Below are 17,576 nucleotides of genomic sequence, written 5' to 3'. Positions count from 1 at the left end.
TAATAAGTTTGTGAGGTTTATGTCTTACTAGTACTTTACAAACAGGATGCCGGTGGCATAACTTTTGACTTTTATAAGGTGAACTAAACACCTTTTTTATGCAAGACAAACCAGGTGAAATGGCCACGCTTACCCAGGTAATGGAGAAGATGAGGGCCAAAGGTTACGAGCAGGAATTTAAGATGAGTGATCACGGCAGGATGCAGTTACCGGGCAGTAAGAAAGTATATAATGCCGAGGAGCTGAAGATCGTCAGAACCTTCCGTTTTGAGGGTGAGTCTGATCCTGCGGATTCCTCTGTGCTATATTTGCTGGAAACCCGGGACGGGGAGAAAGGCTTTTTACTGGATGCTTATGGTGCTTACAGCGGGCATGCGGAAAGCGGGTTTGACGAGTTTCTCAAGAAGATCCCGGTAGAGGACCGGGACGACCAGTTCTGATTGATCCATGTGCTGATATGCTGATTGATGGGTACCAGCCCCGTCCGGCATATCAGCACATCATTCTACCTGTTCTTTCGCAGGAAAGCCAGCAGCACTTTCTCATCATGGTGCAGGACGCCATTTTCAGGGCGGTTCCGGCTACTTCGCACCCGCTGCAGGTAAGGCTCCAGGGAACCATCCTCATACGCCTCCAGCAAGCGGGGGTGCACATAATATTTTTTGCAAACCGCCCTGGTATTCCCCAACCTGGCGGCTACGCCGTCCATTACACTTATCACATTGCGTTTGCAGGCGGTAGCCGATTCAAAGGGAGGCAGGTCTGCCAGCAGGTTCAGCGCATGCACGCTGCCGGCCCAGGTACGAAAGTCCTTACAGGAAAAATCCTCTTCCGTACATGCTTTCAGGAAATCGTTCATATCGCCGGAATCCAGGCTGCGGTGCTCGCCCTGTTCATCATAATACTGGAACAGCTCCTGTCCCGGGATATCCTTTACTTTTTTCAGCATCCTGGCCAGGGCCGTATGCCGGACCATGATCTGCTGCACAACGCCTTTTTTGCCTTTAAAATGAAAGAAAAGCGTGCTGCCGTTTATTTTCAGGTGCCGGTTGCGCAGGGTGGTCAACCCGTAAGAACCATACAGCTTCTCATAGGCGGAATTGCCTACCCGTATCCAGGTTTCCTGCAGCACGCTTAATGCAATGGCGGTCACCTTCTCCTTATCCATCTGCTTTTTCCTGAGCCCGGCTTGCAGCCGCTTTCGTATCTGGGGCAGTTTCTCCCCAAAATGTAGCAGGCGGTCGTACTTGGTCTCATTCCGCACCTCCGTCCAGGTGTTATGATAGCGGTACTGGCGGCGGCCCATCGCATCTATACCGGTAGCCTGCAAATGGCCGTTGGCATAAGGGCATATCCATACCTGCTCCCAGGCCGGCGGCAATACCAGCTTGCGGATGCGCTCCAGTGTGGCTTCATCTGTGATCCTTTGGCCCTGCCGGTCGGTATAATATACTTCCTGCCCGTTCTTCACACGGGTATAACCGGGCATGTCTGTTCTGACATAGCGAAGCCGGGCGGCCCTGGCCACCTCCAATGTATCCGCGATCTCCATATATGCACTATTATCCGTTGATGATCTCTCCGCCGTTGGGATGCAGCACCTGCCCGGTGATGTAGCTGGCATCGTCGCTGGCCAGGAATACATAGCAGGGCGCTACTTCTGCCGGCTCCCCGGCCCGTTTCAGCGGTACATCGGTGCCAAATTTCGCCACTCCTTCCGCCGGGAAGGTAGCCGGTATCAGCGGCGTCCAGATAGGGCCGGGCGCCACCCCGTTTACCCGGATGCCCATTTCTGCCAGCGCGGCGGAAAGGGAGCGGGTAAAGCTTACAATAGCGCCTTTGGTGGCCGCATAGTCCAGCAGGTGGGAGCTGCCGCGGTAAGCGGTCACCGAAGTGGTGTTGATAATGCTGCTTCCCTTTTTCAGGTGTGGCAGGGCGGCTTTTGTAAGATAAAAATGAGCGAAAATGTTGGTAGCAAAAGTACGCTGCAACTGTTCGGCGGTGATATTTTCAATGGAAGGCTGGGGATACTGTACGGCGGCATTGTTCACTACAATATCCACCTGCCCGAACTTTTTGATGGCCTGCTGTACAATACGCTGGCAATGCTTTTCTTTGGATACATCGCCGGCTACCAGCAGGGCCTTGCTTCCCCGCTCCTCTACCAGTTGCTGCGTTTTGCGGGCATCCACTTCTTCGTCCAGGTAGGCAATGACCACCTGCGCGCCTTCCCCGGCAAAGGCTACGGCTACTGCGCGGCCTATACCGCTGTCGCCGCCGGTAATGATGGCCACCTTATCCTTCAGGCGCCCGCCGGGCGGGGTGGGCGGCCTGGCATACTGCGGCTCGGGCCGCATTTCCTTTTCAATGCCCGGTTGCCTTTCCTGGTGTTGCGGCGGGCGTACCGGTTTTTTCTTGGCTGACTTTTGCATAATATCCTTTTTTAGTGATCACTCCATTCATGTCATATTCCCTGAAGCAGTTGCAGCAGTCGTGGATGATCCGCCATGCATATTCCTCCATAACCTTCTCCGGCTCCGTAGCTGCGGGCATGATCCGTTGTGCTGCTATAATGCTGCCTTTACAGGCAATGGCGTAATAAGCGTACAGCTCCCGGACGCCCAGTTCCGGTACCGGTGCGGCATAGCCGGTAACCGCCAGTCCCATGCTGCTGTTGAACAGCGTGCAAACACCCAGCGCCATCTGGGCGGCCACCTGTGGCGATATGGCGTTACAGGACTGCGCATGTATCGGCTCCACCCCCAGGTGCTTTACCTTCTGGCCGGTGTTATAGGCCGTAATGCCACCCTGGAAAAACTGCGTGGCGCCTGCTGCCCTGCTCAAAAGCATCTGCAGGTACCCGGCAGTTACGCTTTCTGCTACGGCAATGGTAAGGCCATTTGCCAGGCAGTGATCATGTATGAAGGTAATTGGTGATTGCATCGGCTCCGGAATTTAAAAGGCCGCCTGCATTTATATGCAGGGGGCCTTCATGGGTTTCCATTCAATGAAATACAGCATTATTCTGCAGCGGCTTCTTCATTAATAGAAGACTCTGCAATTTCGGTCAGCAGTTGGTCTGTTTCCTTCTCTTCGTCCAGCGTTTGTTCCAGCAGGGATGCTGCTTCCGTATGCCCCATTTTCATGGCCAGGGCGCGGAGGCTCCCATAGGCGGCTATTTCATAGTGCTCGATCTTTTGCGCAGCTATGATCAGGCCTGCATCCCTGACAGCGCTGTCCTCTTCCGTATCGCTGATCACGGTTTGGCCTTCTGCTATCAGGCCCTCCATGGCATCACATTTTTTCCCGGTGGCCCTTACGCCCATCATGTCAAAAATGTTTTCCAGGCGGGTTACGTGCTCCTTGGTTACTTCCAGGTGCTCTTCTATGGCATTGGCCAGTTCTTCGGAAGTAGCGGCCTTGCGCATTTTCGGGAGGGCTTTTACCAGGTGCTTTTCGGCCCAGTAAATGTCTTTAAGCTCGTCCATGAACAGGTGATGGAACCGGGAGTCGCCATTATGTTTGCTCCTGGAGGAAGCGGCCTTTGTAGTTCTGGATGATGTTCTTGTTGTACCAGCCATAAAAATTGAGTTTTAATGCATGAATAAAATAGTGTTGAACGTTTAGCTCTTTTTCCTGTCCTGCGGGTTGGCAGGAGTACGTTTTATTTCCCGTTCGGGTATCTCGTCCGGTATTTCGCGCTTGTCCGGCGATTGCTGCGATGGGTTGCTGTCTTTACCGGGCGGATGTTTTATTTCGGGCGGCACTTTCGGATTGCCTTTCGGCTTATCGCCCTTATCCTGTCCAGGTTTCATGATTTACGTTTTTGAGATGAGAAAATATGTGTGATGCATGTACCAGTTTGTAAAAGTCGTACAGTATACAACGTGTAAAACAAAGTTCATTCCATTGGCACATAGTATACCGTTTCCGCTTTTTTACAGAGATAAGCGCCGCAAGCTCTATTCGCCAATCGCCGCAAATGCCCGCCAGTGCTGTAGAAATCCATTTTCACAATGTGGAAATTCTTTCACGGGAAAAGATTGGTTATATTTGATACAGAAGTACTTAACGCATGCATAATCCGGTACAAAAGAAAATACGGCTAGGCTTTTTCATTGCTTTCTCGGTTATTATCGCTGCCTCTTTTTTTTCTTACCTGGTCACCAAGAACCTGCTGGACAACGCCACCAGGCTCAACCGTGCCATAGAAGTATCCAGGCGGCTGGAAACGATCGTAAAGCAACTGAAGGATGCCGAAGCCGCCATCAGGGGCTACAATCTTACCAACGACAGCTCTTTTCTGCGGCCGGACATGGAGGAGAGAAGCAACCGCATAGCGGATGAGTACCATGCGCTGCGCCGCATCACAGCCGGCAATCCCCGGCAGCAGGAGCACCTGGACACTTTAAGGCGGCTGCTGGATATCAAGTACGCGCAGCTAAGAGTGGGCGCCCGCCGGGACACCCCGCGGAAGGAAAAACAGTCCGTTACGGAGGGGGAACGCATCATGGAGCGTATTGAGCGGCGGGTGCAGGCCATGATGCATATTGAGAATGCGCAGCTCCATGAGAAGGCGGAGCTGTTCCGCTTCTTCTCCGCCATCTGGGTACCGGTGATCTTCATTTCTTCACTGGTGGCTATCCTGATCGGCATCTACTCCTATATTACCCTTACCAGGGAATTCAGGCTGCAATTGCATATTGAATCCAAGCTCAAATCCTACCAGCGGGACCTGCAGCAGAACATTATGCTGCTGAACAAAAGCAACCAGGAGCTGGAGCAGTTCGCCTATGTAGCCTCCCATGACCTGCAGGAGCCACTGCGCAAAATATCCACTTTCAGCGACCGGCTGCAGGTGAAATACCGGGAGCAGTTGCCGCCGGACGCCTCGCAACTGCTGGACCGCATGGTGGTAGCGGTATCCCGTATGCGGGTGCTGATCAGTGACCTGCTGGCATTCTCCAGGGCGGGCCGCACAGCCCCGGAAAGCGTTGCGGCCGTGGACCTGAGCCAGTTGCTGCAGAACGTGCTGAGCGACCTGGAACTGAGCCTGCAGGAAAAGAACGCCGTGGTAAATGCGGCAGAGCTGCCGGTGGTGGAAGGCAATGCTACCAATTTCCAGCAACTGTTCCAGAACCTGCTGGCCAATGCCATCAAATTTGCGCACCCGGACCGGCGCCTGGCCATCAACATCACCTGCCAGTTGCTGAAAGGAAAAGAGATCAACGTGATCAAGGAAAACCGCTGGGAGGACACCTTCTGCCGCATTTGTATAGAGGACAACGGGATCGGGTTTGACCAGGCGTACGCAGAGCGCATATTCCTGATATTTCAGCGCCTGCATGGCGTGAGCGAATATTCCGGCACCGGTATAGGGCTGGCCATCTGTAAAAAAATAGTGGACAGCCACCAGGGGTTCATTATGGCATACGGCTACCCGGACAAGGGAGCCACCTTTGTAATTATTTTACCATTAAAACAAAAAAAATGAGCCCAGGAACGCCGGCGGGAAAGTTTAGCATCCTAATTGCGGAGGATGATGCAGATGACAGGGAATTGCTGAAAGCGGCTTTTGACGAGCATGACTTTGACCACAACGTTAAATTCGTAGAAAATGGAGAGGAACTGATATGTTACCTGAAACGGAAAGGCGCTTATGCGGATGAGCTGCAACACCCGCTTCCGCAAATTATCCTCATGGACCTGAATATGCCAAAAAAGGACGGGCGGGAGGCGCTGAAGGAGATCAAAACGGACCATTACCTGAAAAGTATTCCCGTTATCATACTAACCACGTCGACGGAAGAAAAAGATGTATTAAACAGCTACGAGCTGGGGGTGAACAGCTTCATCATTAAGCCCGTTACTTTCCGGCAACTGGTGACCTTCACCCAAACCCTCTGGAGATACTGGTTTGAGTTCGTAGCACTGCCAAATGTTCAAACACTGCCATGACAGACCAACCCATACATATTTTGATGATTGATGATGACGAAGATGATTTTTTCCTGGTAAACGAGCTGCTGCAGGACATTTCGCCGGGGCAGTACCAACTGGAATGGGCGCCCACCTATGCGCTGGCCCTGACAGAAATAGAGCGCCGCGCGCACGACATTTACCTGGTGGATTACCGGCTGGGGCCCTATACCGGTATAGACATTCTCCACCATTTCCAGCAACTGCATTACAAGGCCCCGGTGATCATGCTGACCGGCAAGGGAGACTATAACATTGACAAGGAGGCTATGATGGCCGGCGCTTCCGACTACCTGGTAAAAGGCGACATCAGTGCAGACCTGCTGGAACGTTCCATCCGCTATGCGCTGGATGAAATGAACCACCTGCGCACCCTGGCGGAGAGCGAGAAAAAGTACTACGGCGTATTTGAAAAAGCCCATGACCTGATCCTGCTGGCGGATTGCGACAAGAACATTATAGATGCGAACCCTTCCGCTTTGAGGGTGCTGCAGTACAGCAAAGAGGAAATAATGCGCATGAACCTGAAGGACCTGTTCCTCTTCGAGGAGCAGTGCCGGCATTTCTTTGACCAGATATGCGGGGAGCAGGGCAGCGTACAAACGGAATATAATTTTGTGAACAAGGCTGGCAAAAAGCTGGACGTGCTCGTCAATGCCGTCATGCTGGATGAAGCAGAACAGATATTCCTGTGCGTGGTGCAGGACATTACGGAAAAGAAAAAAGAGGAGCAGGAGAAGCAGCAGCAGCAAAAGTTCGTGATCACCGGCCGCATTGCCCGGGTAATAGCACATGAAGTAAGGAACCCCCTCACCAATATCCTGCTGGCCGTGAGCCAGTTTAAACAGGAGCCGCCGGACTCGGAGGACAGCCAGTTATATACCGATATCATTGAACGGAACTGCATCCGCATCAACCAGCTCATTACCGAGCTGCTGCACAGCACGCGCATGATAGAGCTGCACATGCAGCCGCATGGCGTCAATGAACTGACAGAAAAAGCGCTGGGGCTGGCGCAGGACCGCCTGCAATTACATGAAGTAAAAGTGGAAAAACGGCTGGTAGATCCGGATATCCTGGTACCTGCCGATGCGGAGAAAGTGGAGATCGCCCTGCTGAATATTATCATTAATGCGATAGAAGCCATGCCGCCCGGCAAAGGCGAGCTGAACATCCACACCGCCCGCCAGAACGGCAAGGCCCTGATACAGATCAGCGACAACGGGATAGGCATCCCGGAAGAAATGAGAACAAAACTGTTTGATCCTTTCTTTACCAATAAGCCCAAAGGCAGCGGCCTGGGGCTGACCAGCACCCAGAACATCATTATTAATCACAAAGGGAATATCCACGTGGACAGCGAGCCCGGGAAAGGCACTACCTTCAGTATTATGCTACCGGTACAGTAAGCTGAATGCGCAGATGCGTGCACTATTTCCCCAGTTTCTCATCGGTCTTTTCTATTGCTTCCTCCACCGAGTGGGAGCCTTTCATATCAATGCGCTTTTTGGTTTCTTCCGCCAGGGTAGAGTAGTATTTATGCAGGATGTCCAGCTCCTCTTCCGTAAGGTCTTCCGCCACGATCAGGCGGTTGCTGGCAGCGCGGTTGGCTGCAATCAGCTCATTCAGCTTCAGTTGCACCGATTTGGATTCCTTGTTCTGCGATTTCTGGATCACGAACACCATTAAGAAGGTGATAATGGTGGTACCGGTGTTGATCACCAGTTGCCAGGTATCCGAGAAGCCGAACAAGGGACCGGTAACCGCCCATATGATCACTACTCCCAGCGCTACCGAGAAGGCCCAGGCAGAGCCGGTAGCATTAATGACCTTGCCGGCAAAGCGTTCAAAGAAACCGGCAATGCCCCCCTTGTTTCCATTTCCATTGGGCGGTGGAGGGTCCTGCTGCTTGTGCTGGTTTTTCATTACATGGCGTTCAATAGTTTATATTCAACAGGCGTAGTTTGTTATAGAGTGTTTTACGGTCTATATTGAGCAATTGCGCTGCTTTGGTCTTGTTATACTTCACCTCCTTCAGCACATTGATGATCTTGTTGTATTCCGCCTGCAGGGCTACTGTTTTAAGATCATTCTCATTGGCAATGGCGGCCAGCTCGCTTACATGATCCTCATCATAGCTTTGATTAAAAGCCTCTTTCATTTCCAGGGGCAGGGCAGACATGGTAATATCCTGGTGCTCCGGCGTGAGCAGGCAGGCGCGGCGTATAACGTTCTTGAGCTCCCGGATATTACCGGGCCAGGAGTATTTCTGGAAGCAGGCCCACACTTCGGGGTTGATCTTGCCGCAGTTCTTCTGCAGCTCTTTTTCCACCTGTGTCACGAACGCGTTCACGAACAGGGGCAGGTCTTCCTGGCGCTCGCGCAGCGGCGGTATATAAATGGTAAATTCATTGAAGCGGTGAAAGAGATCTTCGCGGAACTTGCCGCGCTGTACGGATTCCGACAGCTTCTCATTGGACGCTACAATGATGCGCACATCCACGGGTATTTCCTTCAGGCTGCCTACCCGGCGTATCACTTTCTCCTGTATTACGCGCAACAGGGCTACCTGTATATCGTAAGAGAGATTGGATACTTCATCCAGGAACAGGGTACCGCCATGAGCCTGTTCAAAGGCGCCTATCTTGGTATTAATAGCGCCGGTAAAGGAGCCTTTTTCGTGGCCGAACAGCTCGCTGGCAGCCAGCTCCTTGGACAGGCTGCCGCAATCCAGCGCCACAAAAGGCTGCGTGCTGCGCTTGCTGTGATGGTGAATGAGGTGGGCCACTGATTCTTTACCGGTACCGGTTTCACCGAAAATGATCACGCTATAGTCCGTAGGCGCTACGAGCTTTATCTGCCGGAACAGTTCCCGGGCGCCGGCGCTTTCGCCGTATACATATTTATTGGTCTGGTCCAGCGGTTCGGATACAGGCACCGCTCCATTACGCTCGCCGTTGCTTTCAGGACGGCCCTGCTCCTGCGGCTGGGAAACAGAAATAACGCTGTCCCGCTCACCCTGCGCATCCAGGTGCGCAAATGCCTTATGCACCAGGTTCAGTATCTCATCCGGGTACAACGGCTTGGAAAGGTAGTCATAGGCACCATTCTTCACCATTTCCACGGCCACCCGCACATCTGTATATCCTGTTATGATAATCACAATGGTGCGGGGGTTCAACTGACGAATATCCTGCATAAGCTGGGCGCCGTCGGTATCCTTCAGGCGGTAATCGCATAGTACCAGGTCATAAGGTTTTTCCTTCATCATCTTCAGCGCTGCGTTACCGGACATGGTGGTATCTACCTTAAAACCATGCTTGCCGAGGAATTTGCTCAACAACGTACAGATATTGATCTCGTCATCTATGATCATTATATTTCTCATAATGGTAATGTGATGTTGGCGATAAGCTTTTAAAGTTACAAATTAATTATGAGGCCGGCTAACTTTTAACATCCTGCATTAGCTCGTCCAAGTTCTTTATACTGAATGGTTTAGCAAGGAAATAACTGGCGCCGGCGCTCAGCGCTTTTTGCTTTTCCAAACCATTGTCATACGCACTGATGGTAATAACCCTCAGCGCCGGGTATTGCTGTTTGATGATCGGCAGTACCTCGAGGCCGGAGCCATCCGGCAGGTGAATATCCAGGAAAAGGATATCCGGTTGCTGGCGTTGTATATGTTGAAGTCCCGCCCTGAGATTATGCACATATTTTACGCTGTAACCCTGTTTTGCTAAACTCATTTGCAATAGTCTGCAGATGTCCGGTTCATCATCAATAATCAGGATAAATGAGCTTTTCATTTTTTTAGTTGAGACTAAGCCTGGCAACAGGCCCACTCCCTGCTTTCTGTGTTGTAACATACTTGTGCTTATTCCATTGTTCCATTAATAACCTGGCGATCAGGTAACAAACACTGGATTCCGCTCCCTGATTCTGGTTAACACTGGCTTTTTCCAATCCGTCGTAGCAGCCATGCGTGAGTGGGTTGTATATCAGTTGTTTAAGATGGTTATTGCCTAAATACCAACTGAAGGCCAGCCGCATCCGTTCCTGGTATGCCGGGTTGCCCGTGGCCAGGGTAAAGGTATGCAGGGCCAGCATGGTATAGGCTACTTCAATAGATTGCTCTCCCCCTTCACAAACGGCAGTATCATCCTTATGCTTATGGCACCAGGTTTTATTATTGATCAGTTTCATATAATTATCGGTAAACGTCCTGCTGGTCAGGAACTCCAGGCTCTCCTCCGCAACCCGCCGCCAGGCTGTGTTGCCGGATACCTGGTAAGCCATCATCATGGCTTCCGGTAAAACGGCGTTGCCATAGGTAAGCACCGGCTCAAACCATTTCCACTGTGCCTCCGCTTCCTGCTGGTAGCATTGGTAAAGGCGGGCTGCCAGCGTATGCAATATATCTTCGGCTATACCGCCAGGCCTGTACTGCTGGTAATAATACATTCCCTTTATAGCAAAAGCAAGCGCACGCGGCGAAGTGAGGCGCTCCAGCCAGGTAAAGCAGGGCTGCAGCACCCTGGCGGCCTGCTGTACCAGCATGTACGGAAGCCGCTGATGCAGGTGCAGCAGGTAGCCCAGCGCCCATACAGCACGCCCGTTGGCGTCCTCCAGGTTTACTTCGTGGTTCATGGCGGAAAAATACCCGCCAGTTTCCACGTAGTTCAGGAATGTACCGTCGGGCTGCTGACAATATTCTATGAAATCAAGGTATTTATGACAAAGGGAATATACAAAGCTGCTTTCCTTTACCGTGGTGGCATACATGCACGTGGCGATCAGCGCCCGGGCATTGTCATCCAGCGTATAGCCGGAGGAAGGGTCCGGCTGGTCAAACTTTGAGAACTGTATCATGCCGAATTCATCGGTCATACGGTCCAGGTGGTCCAGGTAGGCCGGCGGCAGGCTGGGCAGCGGCATTCTTTTCTCTTCCATTATTTCCCGGAACAGCGACATGTGGGCAACAGCCACATTGTCCCAGATAGCATTACGTGTTCTTTCAATGGCGTTGTTGCTCATCTGCCGGCGCAGCCCGGGATGCTGCAGCAGGTGAATGGCCTGCCGGGCAAGCTGCGCATGATCGCCGATATCTACCAGGTAGCCGCAACCATCGTCCAGCATTTCACGCGCCTGTGCAAAGGCGGTGCTTACAATGGGACAGCCGGCGCTCAGCGCGTACAGGAAAGTACCGCTCACGGCCTGGTACGGGTCTTTGGAAGTAAACAGGTAGATATCCGTTAAAGCCAGGTAATCCAGCAATGCATCCAGGCTGAGGTAGCTGTTCACGAAGCGTACATGCTGCTCCAGGCCCAGCTCCTGCACCAGTTGCTCCAGGCGCTGCCGGTACTGCTCCCCTTCCCTTGCCAGCACTACGGGATGCGTTTTACCCAGCACCAGGTACATGGCATCCGGGAACTGCTGCACAATAGGCACCATGGCGCGGATCGCGGTTTCCAGGCTTTTGTTCTCGCTGAGCAGGCCAAAGGTGGTCAGCACTTTCCTGTCCTGCAGGCCGTACCGGGCTTTCAGCGAAGGCACATCTTCCGTTATGCGGGCATGCACGCCATGCGGTATATGTACGATCTTATGGGCCGGCAGGTGGTATACGGACAGGAGTATATCTGCTGAGGCCTGTGTCATTACAATGATCTTACTGGCCAGGGAACCAATTATGCTGACCACTTTCCGGCATTTGGGGTCCGGGTAAGGCAGCACGGTATGGAACCGTACCATAAAAGGCTTGTCCAGCAAAGAGATCATGGCCAGCAGGTTATGGCCGTATTCTCCGCCATATAACCCGAACTCATGTTCAAAGCAGACCATGTCAATTTGTTCATCCGCATTTACCCGGTGTGCAAATGCTACGCAACCATCAATATCAAACGGATCCACCACGTACTCCACAGGCGGCTGTACTTTGGCCGTTTCACCGGCTGCCTGTAATGCACAGATGCTGATATTCAACTGTCCTGAAAATGATTTATGCAGGGCGTTTACCAGGTCTTGTGCAAAGGTTGCAATGCCGCATTCACGTGGTGGAAAGGAAGTAACAAAAAGCAAGGCCTTATTCATAAACAATATTTTTTCGCGTATAGGTTCATTATCCTACCTGGTATTCAGTTGTTCCAAATATCAATCCAACCACAGCGGTGTTAGTGTGCGGCTGTGTCATGCAGGAAGACTGCCCCAAACCTGTAGAAAAAACTCTACAATTTTTTCGTGTGCTCCACATTACCCGGACCACACCTTTCGAAAAAACAGGATATATGAAATGGAAATTTTCTTTGGGGCATTAACATCAAATTCACAATTAAATAAATGGTAGCGGCTAGATTTGTGATCAGGCGTTACCTCACCAGGTATCAACCATATCTATTTTAGAAAGCACTATTTTATTGGGACATTAAAAAAATCTACGCATGAGAAACCTTGCCTGTACATTTAAGGTAAATGGCGTTCCCAAAAGGATCTGCCTGAAGAAAATTGCTAAGGAAAGGAAATTCCGTGTAACGGTAGAAGGCGTGCAAATGGAATATTCCCTGACGGAGCAGGATAAAATTTTGCCGGTAAGCGACAGCCAGTTGCCGGACACTGCACTATTGCCGCATATTGAATGGATGATCCGGCATTACTTTAATAATACCAAGCAGCTTATATAATACCAACCGGTCAGCAGCCTGATTGCTATAAGGTTTGTTTTCAAATCTGGTCTAAAACCACTAACAGCCGGCCGGGCCATTATGCAGATGTCATTTCAGCCAACCATTAAAAAATGACTTGCGGCCCGGCTTTTTTTGGTATCATACAAATCCCTTTTCCAGCGCCAGGAATGCCTCCGTGGCGTTCAGGTGCTCCCACAGTACCGCATATACGGCCTGCGCCACAGGCATATAGGCGCCTATGGCATCGTTCATTTCATAAATGCATTTGCTGGCGTAATAGCCTTCCGCTATCATGTTCAGCTCCAATTGCGCGGCTTTTACGCTGTAGCCTTTGCCGATCATGTTGCCAAAGGTGCGGTTGCGGCTGTGCAGGGAGTAGCAGGTTACCAGCAGGTCGCCCAGGTAGGCGCTGGCCGTGTAGTTATGCTGCACCTCCGGCCCCTGCGCCGGGCCGGCCCAGGCGGTATACTTTTCCAGGAAATGCTGCATTTCCCGGAAGCAGTTGGCGATCAGCACACTCAGAAAATTATCGCCATACTCCAGGCCGTGCGCTATACCGGCGCCCATCGCATAGATGTTCTTCAGCACAGCGGCCAGTTGCACACCGGTCACATCATTGTTGACGGTAGTTTGCAGGTAGCTGTTGGTAAAAAGGTCGGCCATGTTTTGCGCATCATCCAGGTGCAGGCCGGAGAAAGTGAGATAGGATAATTTTTCGTTGGCGATTTCCTCCGCATGGCAGGGGCCTGTAAGGGTAAAGTACTGTTCCGGTGGCAGGTTAAAACAATCGGCCAGGTATTCATTGATCAGCAGGTTGCTGTCCGGGATCATTCCCTTAATGGCGGATATCACTTTTTTCCCTTGCAGGACGGTTGGCGGTAATACCTGCAGGGATTCCTCCAGGAAAGCCGACGGCACAGCCAGTATCAGCACTTCGCTGGCGGCTGCTACCTGCTGCAGGTCACTGCTGAGTTGCAGCAGGTGGGTGTCAAAATATACAGAGGTGAGATAATGCTTGTTGTGATGGCGCAACTGCATATGGCGGATGGTGTCCTCATTCCTGATCCACCAGTTTACCTGCTGCCCGTTGTCCGTTAGTATTTTTGCCAGTGCAGTAGCCCAACTGCCACTGCCGATAATGCCCGTTTTATATGTCTTGCTCAACCGTTGAATTTTCCGCAAAATAACTAAAAAGTGAAAAGTGACGCCTTCACTCCATTATTTTGCGCCCTCAAACAACTGGGCGGCAGGTACTACTTTTACTTTTTTCCCTGCTTTCAGATCACGGGAAACGGCGGCATAGGGGCCGCTTACTACCTGGTCGCCGGGCTGCAGTCCGGACAGTATCTCGATGTAGTTATCATCCTGGATACCGGTTTTCACTTCCACCTGCTTCACGGTATTGTCCTTTTGCAGTACAAACACCACCTCGCGGGTATCTTTCCTGGCAGCGGCGGCTTTGGCAGCAGGTGAGCCCTCTTCGGCAGCAATGGCCTTTTTCGGAATGCTGTCCTTTTGGCCAACTTCCACCTCGCGGGTGGTCACCGCGTTGATGGGCACCGACAGCGCCTGTTTCTTGCGGCGGGTCTGTATATCCACGCTGGCGCTCATACCCGGGCGGAAGGCGAAGTTCTTGGGACGCGAAGGATCGATCAGGTCTTTATAGCTGCTGTTCAGAATGCGGATGTGTACAATATAGCTGGTTACCTGCTCCGCGGAGGAGGTGGTACCTGTAGTGGAAGCGGTAGCCGCTCCCTTGCTGGAGCTGGCTATCTGGGTAACGATCCCTTTGAACTTGCGGTCGTTGTAGGCATCCACCTCAATCACCGCGGTATCGCCGTATTTCACGCGGGGAATATCATTTTCGCCTACATCCACCTGTACTTCCATCACGCTCAGGTCTGCAATGCGCATGATCTCCGTACCGGTCATTTGCAGGGTGCCTACTACGCGCTCGCCTTTCTTTACCGGCAGCAGGGAAACAATGCCATGCATGGGCGATACGATAGTGGTACGGCCCAGGTTCTTGTTGGCTTCCGTAAGGCTGGCCTGTGCGCTGGCCACTGCATATTTATAACTGTTCACCTGCTGTACCGCGGCATTGTAATCTGCCAGGGCGGAACGGTAGGCGGATTCTGCTGATTCAAACTCGCTCCTGGACACTACTTTCTGTGCAAACAGCTCTTTGTTACGGTCATAAGCAGCCTTGTACTGCTCCAGCTTGGCCTTGTAGGCATTCAGGGCGGCAGCGGAATTGGCCATCTGCGCCTGCGACTGGCTAAGGGCGGCCATGGCCTTGTCGCGCTGGGAACCGTAAATGTCCGCATAGATCCTTACCAGCACCTGTCCCTTTTTCACGGAATCTCCTTCTTCTACGGGCAGGTCCACAATCTCGCCGGAAACATCGGAGCTCACTTTTACTTCCACTTCGGGATAGATCTTACCGGTAGCGGCCACTACCTCAATGATATCCCTGGCGGTAGCCTTGTCTACAGCCACGCGGGTACCTTCATCCTTACCGATCACACCGGAGGCTTTGAGCACCAGCAATAATACAATGAGCGCTACCAGGCTACCAATTATCCAATAAAGTGTCTTTTTCTTCATAGAGCGGTTTATTACTAAGGCACGGGATTTACAGGGTTATTTTCTGGTCCCGGTAAAACTCCAGCAGTTTCATTCTGAAAATATAATCATATTGGGCCGATACTTTGTTGATCTGGGCCTGGAACAAATTATTCTGCGTGGTAATATAATCGATCGTGTTCATTAAACCTAAATTAAACCGTTTGGTGGCAAAATCAAAGGCTTTTTGCGAAGCATCCACTCCTTTGCTGGCGGCATAGAATTTTTGTATGGCGGCTACAGCGTTGGCATGGGCGGTATAAATATCCTGCCGGAGCTGTTGGTTATCCTGGTCGCGGGTCAGTTGCTGGTTATACAGGTCCAGCTTGGCCCTTTTATAATTGGTACGCAGTTGCCAGCCGTTCAGGATGGGAATGCTGAGACTTACGCCAACCTGTTGCTGGAAGTTGTTGCTGATCTGGTTGCCGAAAGGTATCTTTCGGGAAGTGGTATTAATACCCGGCCTTGTAACGGCATAGTGGGCGCCATTTACATCTACACTACCTATTGTATCTGTAGAAAACCCGGTAATCACCTGTTCTGTCACATTATTGGAATAGTTAGTACCTATACCTGCCGAAAGGGATAAGGTAGGAAGCATTGCTCCTTTTGCAGCAGCCACCGATCTTTCCATGGCTTTGATCAGCAGCGAATCGGCCCTTACCAGCGGGTTGGTGGCCAGGGAAGCGCTGTACACCATTTCCGGGTCTACCTCGCTCAGGCGGGGCAGCGGGATATTGGCAATATTGGCTGGTATCTCCGGCTTAAAAGGTATATCAAAATCCAGGTTCAGGAGGGCTTTCATCTGCAGGATGGACAGGGTCACATTATTCTGCGCCGTGATCAGGTTGGCGCTGTCCCTGGCCAGTTGCGCCTCCAGGTCGGCCTGGTTGCTTTCCGGCACGGAGCCGGCAATCACCAGCTTCTCCGTATTGGCCAGTTGGGCTTTGGTAAGCTCCAACTGCGTTTCATTCACATGCACCTGCTCATTGTTCTGCAGTATCTGCAAAAAGGCGGATGCTATGTTAAAGGACACGTCATTCTTTGCCTTTTCCAGCAAAAAACGGGATGCATGCGCCTGGTAGGTATTGGAGGCAATAGTATTCCGCCTTGAAAACCAGTTGAACAGGGTCACGCTGGTGCTTAAGCTGGCATTGGATGAAAAGAAGCCGGTCGTTTCATATGTGTAAGTCGTGGGGTTCACACTACGGCCCGCGTTATAATTACCGCTCACATTCCCGCTCAGGGTGGGTATCTGGGACAATTGGCTTTGCTTGAGCGTCAGCTCGGCAAAACGCCTTTGTACGTCCTGCTGTTTAATGGAAATATTGTTGGCCATCGCATAATCCACACAACGTTTGAGGCTCCAGGTATCCTGGGCGGTTCCAGTGTTAGCAAACAATAAACAGAATACCAGGAAAGCTCCCGGAAGTTGGTATAACTTCATAGCGTAACAAAAATATGGTAATTGTGATGACAGCCTTAGCCACTTCTTTATAAAAGGCAAATTTTTATTAGGTATGGCAGATGGCCACACTAATTTAATATAAAACATAGCATTTTATTTATAGTTTTTTCTGAAATGTATGTTAAATGCCGGTTTATTGCATGTTTACGAGGCGAATCACCGGATCTTTCCGTCCCTGATCTCTATGACCCGGTGCCCGAAAGCTGCGTTTTGTTCGGAGTGCGTTACCTGCACAATAGTGATCTTGTCGGTTTCATTGAGGTGCTTGAACAGTTGCATGATCACCCGGGCCTGGTCGGAATGCAGGTTCCCCGTAGGCTCGTCCGCGAAGATCACCCGCGGCTCCGCCACAATGGCCCTGGCAATGCCTACCAACTGCTGCTGGCCGCCGGAAAGCTGGTTGGGAAAGAGATCTTTTTTGGCCACAATGTTAAAGCGGTCCAGCACATCGGCCACCCGGCTTTTACGTTCTGAGGAGGGCACGTTCTTATACAATAGTGGGGTTTCTATATTTTCATAAACGGTCAGCTCATCGATCAGGTGATAGGCCTGAAATACAAAGCCAATACTGCCCCGGTGCAACTGGGTGCGTTTTTTCTCGCTCATTTTATGCACCGGCTCCCCTTCAAACAGGTATTCTCCGCCAGACGGCTCTTCCAGCAGCCCCAGGATATGCAGCAGGGTAGATTTTCCAGATCCGGACGGGCCCATAATGGATACAAACTCGCCTGCATGTATGGTTAGGTCTATATCATCCAGTACTGCATTTTTACCAAATCCAACCGGGTAATGCTTTGAAATATGTTTTAATTGTATCATAGCTT

18 protein-coding genes are annotated in these 17,576 nt (G+C 51.4%); 5 read left to right on the top strand and 13 right to left on the bottom strand.

Features of this window, described 5'->3' with window-relative positions; translation table 11 throughout:
* Positions 1-98 precede the first annotated feature (98 nt).
* A complete protein-coding gene (locus LX66_RS06630; protein WP_145711123.1) occupies positions 99-440 on the top strand; it encodes a hypothetical protein in 342 nt (113 codons plus the stop codon).
* A gap of 65 nt (positions 441-505) precedes the next feature.
* Here the strand turns inward: LX66_RS06630 and LX66_RS06625 are convergent, their stop codons facing one another.
* The 5 genes from LX66_RS06625 to LX66_RS06605 form a co-directional block, all read right to left on the bottom strand.
* The gene (locus tag LX66_RS06625; RefSeq protein WP_145711121.1) at positions 506-1,552 is read right to left on the bottom strand and encodes a DNA topoisomerase IB; all 1,047 of its coding nucleotides are present in this window, start codon (positions 1,550-1,552) and stop codon (positions 506-508) included.
* A 10-nt stretch (positions 1,553-1,562) separates the two neighbouring features.
* On the bottom strand, positions 1,563-2,432 hold the full coding sequence (locus LX66_RS06620) for an SDR family oxidoreductase (RefSeq protein WP_145711119.1): 870 nt from the start codon (positions 2,430-2,432) through the stop codon (positions 1,563-1,565).
* Positions 2,365-2,943 carry a CinA family protein gene (locus LX66_RS06615; RefSeq protein ID WP_145711118.1) on the bottom strand — a complete coding sequence of 193 codons (579 nt, stop codon included), beginning with the start codon at positions 2,941-2,943 and terminating at the stop codon, positions 2,365-2,367. The genes LX66_RS06620 and LX66_RS06615 overlap by 68 nt, the downstream gene beginning before the upstream one ends.
* A 77-nt stretch (positions 2,944-3,020) precedes the next feature.
* On the bottom strand, positions 3,021-3,581 hold the full coding sequence (locus tag LX66_RS06610) for a YciE/YciF ferroxidase family protein (protein ID WP_145711116.1): 561 nt from the start codon (positions 3,579-3,581) through the stop codon (positions 3,021-3,023).
* 42 nt (positions 3,582-3,623) lie between these two features.
* The gene (locus tag LX66_RS06605) at positions 3,624-3,815 is read right to left on the bottom strand and encodes a hypothetical protein (protein ID WP_145711114.1); all 192 of its coding nucleotides are present in this window, start codon (positions 3,813-3,815) and stop codon (positions 3,624-3,626) included.
* Between the two features lie 260 nt (positions 3,816-4,075).
* On the opposite strand from LX66_RS06605, the gene LX66_RS06600 reads away from it, so the two are divergent.
* The 3 genes from LX66_RS06600 to LX66_RS06590 are packed head-to-tail and all read left to right on the top strand — an operon-like array spanning position 4,076 to position 7,388.
* The gene (locus tag LX66_RS06600; protein WP_145711112.1) at positions 4,076-5,494 is read left to right on the top strand and encodes a sensor histidine kinase; all 1,419 of its coding nucleotides are present in this window, start codon (positions 4,076-4,078) and stop codon (positions 5,492-5,494) included.
* Positions 5,491-5,958 carry a response regulator gene (locus LX66_RS06595; protein ID WP_145711110.1) on the top strand — a complete coding sequence of 156 codons (468 nt, stop codon included), beginning with the start codon at positions 5,491-5,493 and terminating at the stop codon, positions 5,956-5,958. The genes LX66_RS06600 and LX66_RS06595 overlap by 4 nt, the downstream gene beginning before the upstream one ends.
* Complete coding sequence (locus LX66_RS06590) at positions 5,955-7,388, top strand: hybrid sensor histidine kinase/response regulator (RefSeq protein ID WP_145711108.1); 1,434 nt, start codon at positions 5,955-5,957, stop codon at positions 7,386-7,388. Before LX66_RS06595 ends, LX66_RS06590 begins: the two co-directional genes overlap by 4 nt.
* 22 nt (positions 7,389-7,410) lie before the next feature.
* Here LX66_RS06590 and LX66_RS06585 read toward each other — a convergent pair whose 3' ends face one another.
* Genes LX66_RS06585 through LX66_RS06570 form a run of 4 tightly spaced genes read right to left on the bottom strand, consistent with a single transcriptional unit; the run spans position 7,411 to position 12,069 of the window.
* On the bottom strand, positions 7,411-7,905 hold the full coding sequence (locus tag LX66_RS06585) for a low affinity iron permease family protein (protein WP_145711107.1): 495 nt from the start codon (positions 7,903-7,905) through the stop codon (positions 7,411-7,413).
* A 10-nt stretch (positions 7,906-7,915) separates the two neighbouring features.
* The gene (locus tag LX66_RS06580; RefSeq protein ID WP_145711106.1) at positions 7,916-9,367 is read right to left on the bottom strand and encodes a sigma-54-dependent transcriptional regulator; all 1,452 of its coding nucleotides are present in this window, start codon (positions 9,365-9,367) and stop codon (positions 7,916-7,918) included.
* 58 nt (positions 9,368-9,425) lie between these two features.
* Positions 9,426-9,788: a response regulator gene (locus LX66_RS06575; protein WP_244620316.1), complete on the bottom strand. Its 363-nt coding sequence runs from the start codon at positions 9,786-9,788 to the stop codon at positions 9,426-9,428.
* A 4-nt stretch (positions 9,789-9,792) separates the two neighbouring features.
* Positions 9,793-12,069: a glycosyltransferase gene (locus LX66_RS06570; protein WP_145711102.1), complete on the bottom strand. Its 2,277-nt coding sequence runs from the start codon at positions 12,067-12,069 to the stop codon at positions 9,793-9,795.
* Positions 12,070-12,416: 347 nt separating this feature from the next.
* Between LX66_RS06570 and LX66_RS06565 the strand changes: the two genes are divergently transcribed.
* Positions 12,417-12,656, top strand: a complete 240-nt coding sequence (locus LX66_RS06565; RefSeq protein ID WP_145711100.1) for a hypothetical protein — start codon at positions 12,417-12,419, stop codon at positions 12,654-12,656.
* 141 nt (positions 12,657-12,797) lie between these two features.
* Here LX66_RS06565 and LX66_RS06560 read toward each other — a convergent pair whose 3' ends face one another.
* The 4 genes from LX66_RS06560 to LX66_RS06545 form a co-directional block, all read right to left on the bottom strand.
* A complete protein-coding gene (locus LX66_RS06560) occupies positions 12,798-13,823 on the bottom strand; it encodes an NAD(P)H-dependent glycerol-3-phosphate dehydrogenase (protein WP_170232345.1) in 1,026 nt (341 codons plus the stop codon).
* Positions 13,824-13,877: 54 nt separating this feature from the next.
* Positions 13,878-15,266, bottom strand: a complete 1,389-nt coding sequence (locus LX66_RS06555) for an efflux RND transporter periplasmic adaptor subunit (RefSeq protein WP_145711098.1) — start codon at positions 15,264-15,266, stop codon at positions 13,878-13,880.
* Between the two features lie 28 nt (positions 15,267-15,294).
* Positions 15,295-16,731: a TolC family protein gene (locus LX66_RS06550; protein ID WP_158642552.1), complete on the bottom strand. Its 1,437-nt coding sequence runs from the start codon at positions 16,729-16,731 to the stop codon at positions 15,295-15,297.
* 177 nt (positions 16,732-16,908) lie between these two features.
* Positions 16,909-17,571 carry an ABC transporter ATP-binding protein gene (locus LX66_RS06545; protein WP_145711094.1) on the bottom strand — a complete coding sequence of 221 codons (663 nt, stop codon included), beginning with the start codon at positions 17,569-17,571 and terminating at the stop codon, positions 16,909-16,911.
* Positions 17,572-17,576 lie beyond the last annotated feature (5 nt).

The organism is Chitinophaga japonensis (assembly GCF_007830125.1).
Taxonomy (GTDB): Bacteria; Bacteroidota; Bacteroidia; order Chitinophagales; family Chitinophagaceae; genus Chitinophaga; species Chitinophaga japonensis.
This window is presented reverse-complemented; position numbering and strand designations above follow the sequence as displayed.